General features: G+C 74.1%; 4 protein-coding genes. All 4 read right to left on the bottom strand.

What is annotated here, in order from left to right; translation table 11 throughout:
• Positions 1 to 421: 421 nt before the first annotated feature.
• The 4 genes from VE546_RS15560 to VE546_RS15575 are packed head-to-tail and all read right to left on the bottom strand — an operon-like array spanning position 422 to position 5,359.
• On the bottom strand, positions 422 to 1,228 hold the full coding sequence (locus tag VE546_RS15560) for a GH12 family glycosyl hydrolase domain-containing protein (RefSeq protein ID WP_324922658.1): 807 nt from the start codon (positions 1,226 to 1,228) through the stop codon (positions 422 to 424).
• 46 nt (positions 1,229 to 1,274) lie between these two features.
• Positions 1,275 to 3,347: a beta-galactosidase gene (locus tag VE546_RS15565; RefSeq protein WP_324922660.1), complete on the bottom strand. Its 2,073-nt coding sequence runs from the start codon at positions 3,345 to 3,347 to the stop codon at positions 1,275 to 1,277.
• Positions 3,348 to 3,404: 57 nt separating this feature from the next.
• A complete protein-coding gene (locus VE546_RS15570) occupies positions 3,405 to 4,286 on the bottom strand; it encodes a carbohydrate ABC transporter permease (protein WP_324922661.1) in 882 nt (293 codons plus the stop codon).
• A gap of 44 nt (positions 4,287 to 4,330) precedes the next feature.
• A complete protein-coding gene (locus VE546_RS15575; protein WP_324922662.1) occupies positions 4,331 to 5,359 on the bottom strand; it encodes an ABC transporter permease in 1,029 nt (342 codons plus the stop codon).
• Positions 5,360 to 5,415: the final 56 nt, after the last annotated feature.

The raw sequence follows: 5,415 nt of genomic DNA on the forward strand, positions 1-5,415 counted from the left end.
GGAGCGGGCGCCCGGCGCCCTGGGGTCCGGCGCCATCGGCACCGACTCCACCGCCCCGCACCGCCGGCTCGCGGCCGGGCTCGACACCGCGCGCCGGGCGCCCCCCTGGTGGAACACCGGCCTCGGCGGCGCCCGGGCGACCTCGCGTACCGCGAGGTGATGGCGCGCCGGTTCCGGTTCGGCGCGCTCCCCCCGCCGATGCGGCCGCTGCTCCCGGGGTTCCCCGGCGGCCCCGGCGCCCGTGCCTGGGGGCGGGTGCCCGGGAGCGCGCCGTCCACCCGCCGGCGGGCGCGGAGTGGACGGACGCCTGGACCGGCGGGGCGGTCCAGGGGGGCGGACCGGTGACCGTGCCCGCCCCCTGGAGGGGATTCCGCTGTTCCCGCGGGACGGCGCGGCTGCCCGTCCGGGAGGAGGGACCGGGTCAGCCCACGTCGACGGAGTAGGCCGAGGTGTCCAGGCGGCCCTTTCCGGTGAACACCTCGGTGCCCGCCTCGACGCTGGAGAGGTACTTCTCCGGGCCGACCGAACCGCGGTCCCGGAGCGCCCGCAGGAAGTCGTTCAGGTTCAGGTCGACCGAGGTGGTGTTGGAGGTCCGCACGAAGGAGTGGACCTTCCAGCCGATGTCGCCCTGGTAGAGGTCCCAGGTGGCGCCCCCGATCCGTACGGTGCCGGTCTTCTGGCCCAGCGGCCCGGCGCCGCCGGAGCGGTAGGTCCAGATCATGACCTCGTCGGTGGGCTGGTCCTCCCAGTCCTCGGCGACCCTGTCGTGCAGCCACAGGTCGTAGGCGACGTTCATGGTGCCGGGGTCGGCGCTGACCGCGTACCTCCACGAGGTGCGCACGGGCCTGTTGTCGGACAGCCGCACCGGCAGCTCGGTGGCGTCCGACCGCCAGCCCCAGTGCCAGCCCAGGACGGTGCTGGTGAAGGACTTCACCTCGTGGGCCGCCCCGGACCACTCCCACTCGGTGCCCCAGCCGATGGTGTCCCCGTTGCGGTAGGTGTCCCAGGCGCACTGCCGGCCCTGGCCGGAGTCCTGGCCCCAGAGGTTGTTGTTGACGTAGTACTTGCCCAGCGCGATCGTGCCGAAGGCCTCGCAGGTCTGCGCCGCCGGTGCCGCGGGGGCCGCCGAGGCGGCGGAGGCCGCGGTGAGGGACGCCGCGACGGCCAGCGCGGCGGCGACGGCCGTGCCGGTCCGGATGGTGTGCCGGGAGGTCGTGCGGTCGCTCATGGCGGGGGACCTTTCGTCGGGGGTCGTGGGGGGTTGTGGGCCGCGCTCAGCCGCCGTCCGGCGCGGGGGGCTCCGCGCGCAGGACGGCGGCACCGTAGCGGCCCAGCGGGAGGTGCCGCTCGTACCGCCGCCCGGTGAGCAGGTCGGTCGCCGGGCCGGGCAGGGGGACGGCGGCCGGCTCCCGGTGGTGGTTGAGGACGAACAGCAGTCCGCCCCGGCGTACGGCCTCCACCCCCGCGGGGAGGTCCGGCAGCGGAGGCCGTACGCCCGCCTCACCGGCCGCGCGCGCCAGCAGGGCGCGCAGCGCGGCGGGGTCGGGGAGGGTGGAGAGGTACCAGGCGGTGCCGTCGCCGAAGGCGTGGCGGGTGACGGCCGGGCGGCCGTCGAGCTCGCCGCCCCGGTAGGCGGCCACGGTCTCGGCGCCGTCCGTCTCGAAGTCCTCGCGCCACAGGGTGCCGGCGGCCGCGGCGCCGCCGAGGGGGGTGAGCTGCTGGGTCTCCCCCTCCGCCGGCGGCCACCACTCGTGGACCGTGCCGATGCCCAGCACCCTCCGCAGCCGGGCGTCCATCCCGCCCTCGCGCACCCGGTCGTCGGTGTCGGCGACGCCGGTGAAGAAGCCGCACACCAGGGTGCCGCCGCCGCGGACGTAGGCGGCGAGGTTGTCCAGGGCCGCGTCGGTGAGCAGGTACAGGTGCGGCACGGCGACCAGCGCGTAGCCGTCCAGCTCCGCCTCGGGGTGGGCGAAGTCGCAGGTCAGGTGCTCGTCCCAGAGGGCGCGGTGCCAGGCGCGCAGCACCTCCTCGTAGGCCGGCCGGGCCGAGGGGCGCCCCGGGGAGAGGGTGGCCCACCAGGAGTTCCAGTCGTGGAGGACGGCCGCCTCCGCGGGGACGGAGGTGCCCGTGACACCGGCCAGCGCGCCCAGTTCGGCGCCCAGCCCGCACACCCGGCGGAAGACGCGGCTGCGCTCCCCGGCGTGGGGGAGCATCGCGGAGTGGAACTTCTCGCTGCCCTGCCGGGACTGGCGCCACTGGAAGAAGCAGATCCCGTCCGCGCCGCGCGCCACGGCCTGCAGCGACCACAGGCGCATCAGCCCCTCGGGCTTGGGATGGTTGACGCCGCGCCAGTTGACGGCCCCCGCGGCCTGCTCCATCAGCAGCCAGGGGCCGCCCGCCTGGGAGCGGGTGAGGTCCTGCACCAGGGCGCCGTACGCGCCGCCGTCGGTGCCGGAGGCCGGGTCCGGGTAGAGGTCCACGGAGACCACGTCCTCCTGCTCCGCCCAGGCCCAGCCGTCCTGGCCGGCGAAGAGCGCCATGAAGTTGGTGGTGACGGGGACGTGCGGGGTGCGCTCCGCCAGTACGTCGCGTTCGGCGGTGAAGCACTCCAGCAGGGCGTCGCTGGTGAAGCGGCGGAAGTCCAGCGCCTGGGTGGGGTTGACCAGGTACTGGGCGCGGCGCGGCGGGATGATCTCCTCCCAGGAGTCGTAGCGCTGGCTCCAGAAGGCCGTGCCCCAGGCCTCGTTGAGCGCCTCCAGGTCGCCGTACCGCTCGCGCAGCCAGTGGCGGAAGTGGCGGGCGGTCACCTCGCACCAGCAGGAGGTGCCGTACTCGTTGTTCACGTGCCACAGCCGCAGTGCGGGGTGGTCGCCGTAGCGGTCCGCGAGGTCGGCGGTGATGCGCAGGGCGCGGTCGCGGTAGACGGGCGAGGAGGCGCAGAAGTGGTTGCGCGAGCCGTACCAGACGACCGCTCCCGTCTCGTCGCGCGGCAGGGTCTCGGGGTGGCGGGCGCCCATCCAGGGGGGCGGCGAGGCGGTGGGGGTGGCCAGGCAGACGCCGATCCCGCCGCCGTGGAGCAGGTCCAGCACCCGGTCCAGCCAGCCGAAGTCGCGGGCGCCGGGGCGGGGTTCGAGCCGGGCCCAGGAGAAGACGCCGACGGTGACGAGGTTGACCCCGGCCTCGCGCATCAGCGCCACGTCCTCCTGCCAGGTCTCCTCCGGCCACTGCTCGGGGTTGTAGTCGCCGCCGTACAGCAGGCGGCCGCGGGTGACGTCCCCCAGCGACGGGGACGGCGGGGACACCGGGCGCCGGGTGGCGGGGGTGTCCGTTCCGGAGGGGTGTGTCATGGGGTGGACCTCGCTGCCTGGCGGACGGGGGCGGGGGTCGGGCGCGGGACGGGGCGGTCAGCCCTTGACGGCGCCGATGAGCATCCCCTTCCTGAAGTGCTTCTGGACGAAGGGCGAGAGCACGGCGACCGGGAGCAGGGCCAGCACCATGACCGCCATCTGCACCGAGAGGGTGTGGATCTGGCCGGTGTTGACGATCTGGGACATGCCCGTGGGCCGCTCGCCCTTGAGGACGATCTGGTTGAGCACCACCTGGAGCGGCATCTTGGTCTGGTCGTTGAGGTAGATGGAGGCGTTGAACCAGGCGCTCCAGTAGCCGACCGCGTAGAACAGCGAGATCACCGCCAGCACGGGCCGGGACAGCGGCACCACGATCCTCCACAGGATGCGGAGGTCCCCCGCGCCGTCGATGCGGGCGCTGTCGACCAGCTCCGGCGCGGTGTTCATGAAGAACGCCCTGAGCACCAGGACGTTGAACACGCTCACCGCGCTGGGCAGGATCAGCGACGCGTAGGAGTCGATCAGGCCCAGGGACTGCACCAGCAGGTAGGTGGGGATCAGGCCGGCACCGAAGAACATCGTCGCCAGCAGCGTCAGCAGCATCGGCCGGTGGCCGAACGAGCCGGGGCGGGAGAGGCCGTAGGCGCACAGCACCGAGACGGTCATGCTGAACAGCGTGCCGACGACGGTGACGCAGACGCTGATGACCGTCGCCCGGGTGACCTGGCCGCCGCCGAGCAGTTCGCGGTACGCCTCGAAGGTGATCCCGTCGGGCACCAGCACCAGGCCGCCCGCCTCCCGGATGGTCTCGGCCGACGAGAGGCTGGTGACGACCACGATCCACAGCGGGAAGAGGACCGCCAGGCAGGCCACGGCCAGCACCGCGCCCTTGGCGGCCAGGCCGGCCCGGCCGGGCGGCTCCTCCCAGGGCGGGCGCATCCGGGCGCCGGCGCCCTCCGGTCCGCGGTTCCCGTTCGGCGCGCTCACTTCTTGTACACCCCCTGCTCGCCCAGCAGGTGGGCGGTCTTGTTGGCGGCCAGCACCAGGCAGAGGCCGAAGACGCCCTTGACCAGGCCGACGGCCGCGGCGTAGCCGAAGTCGCCGTTCTCCAGGCCGACGTTCCACACGTAGGTGTCCAGGACCTCGCCGGCGCCCGTGCCCACCGCCGTGCGCTGGAGCAGGATCTGCTCGAAGCCGACGGTGAGGGCGTCGCCGACGCGCAGCACCAGCAGCAGCGCGATCACCGGGCGCAGCGCGGGCAGGGTGACGTGCCACATCCGGCGCCACCGGTTCGCACCGTCCATGGCCGCGGCCTCGTACAGGTCGGGGTTGACGGCGGCCAGGGCGGCGAGGAAGACGATGATGCCCCAGCCGGCGTCCTTCCAGATCGCCTGGAGGGTGACGAGGAACGTGAAGAAGCCGGGGTCGGTCATCAGGTCGAAGCCGCCGCCCCAGCCGTGCTCGCGCATGGTCTGGGCGATGATCCCGGCGCCGCCGAGGATCTGCTGGAAGACGGTGATGACCAGCACCCAGGAGAAGAAGTGCGGCAGGTACAGGATGCCCTGCGCCCAGGCGCGCACCCGGGGGCTGATGATGCTGTTGATCAGCAGGGCCAGCAGGACCGGGACGGGGAAGAAGAACACGAGCTGGACGAGGAAGATCACCAGGGTGTTCTCGACGGCCGACCAGAAGTAGGGGTCCTCCACCATCCGCCGGAAGTTCTCGAAGCCCACCCAGGGGCTGAGGGAGAAGCTCTCGGTGAAGGACTCCCCGACGTAGGGGTCGAACTCCTTGAAGGCGACGGCGTTCCCCAGCAGCGGCACGTAGGAGAAGACCAGCACCAGCAGCAGCGCGGGCAGCGTCATCAGGATCAGGGCGCGGTCGCGGCGCAGCCGGTGCCGCCAGGTGGTGCCGCCGGGCGGTACGGACACCCCGGCCGCCCCGGGCTCCTTCCGGCCCGCGGGCGGGCCGCCGTCCGCGGCGGGCGGGCCGGCCGGGACGGCCGGGGCGATGGGGGGTGCCGGGGCCGGACCGGCCGGCCCGGTGCCGCCGGCCGGTGCCCCGCCCG

Source organism: Streptomyces sp., assembly GCF_035644915.1.
GTDB lineage: Bacteria > Actinomycetota > Actinomycetes > Streptomycetales > Streptomycetaceae > Streptomyces.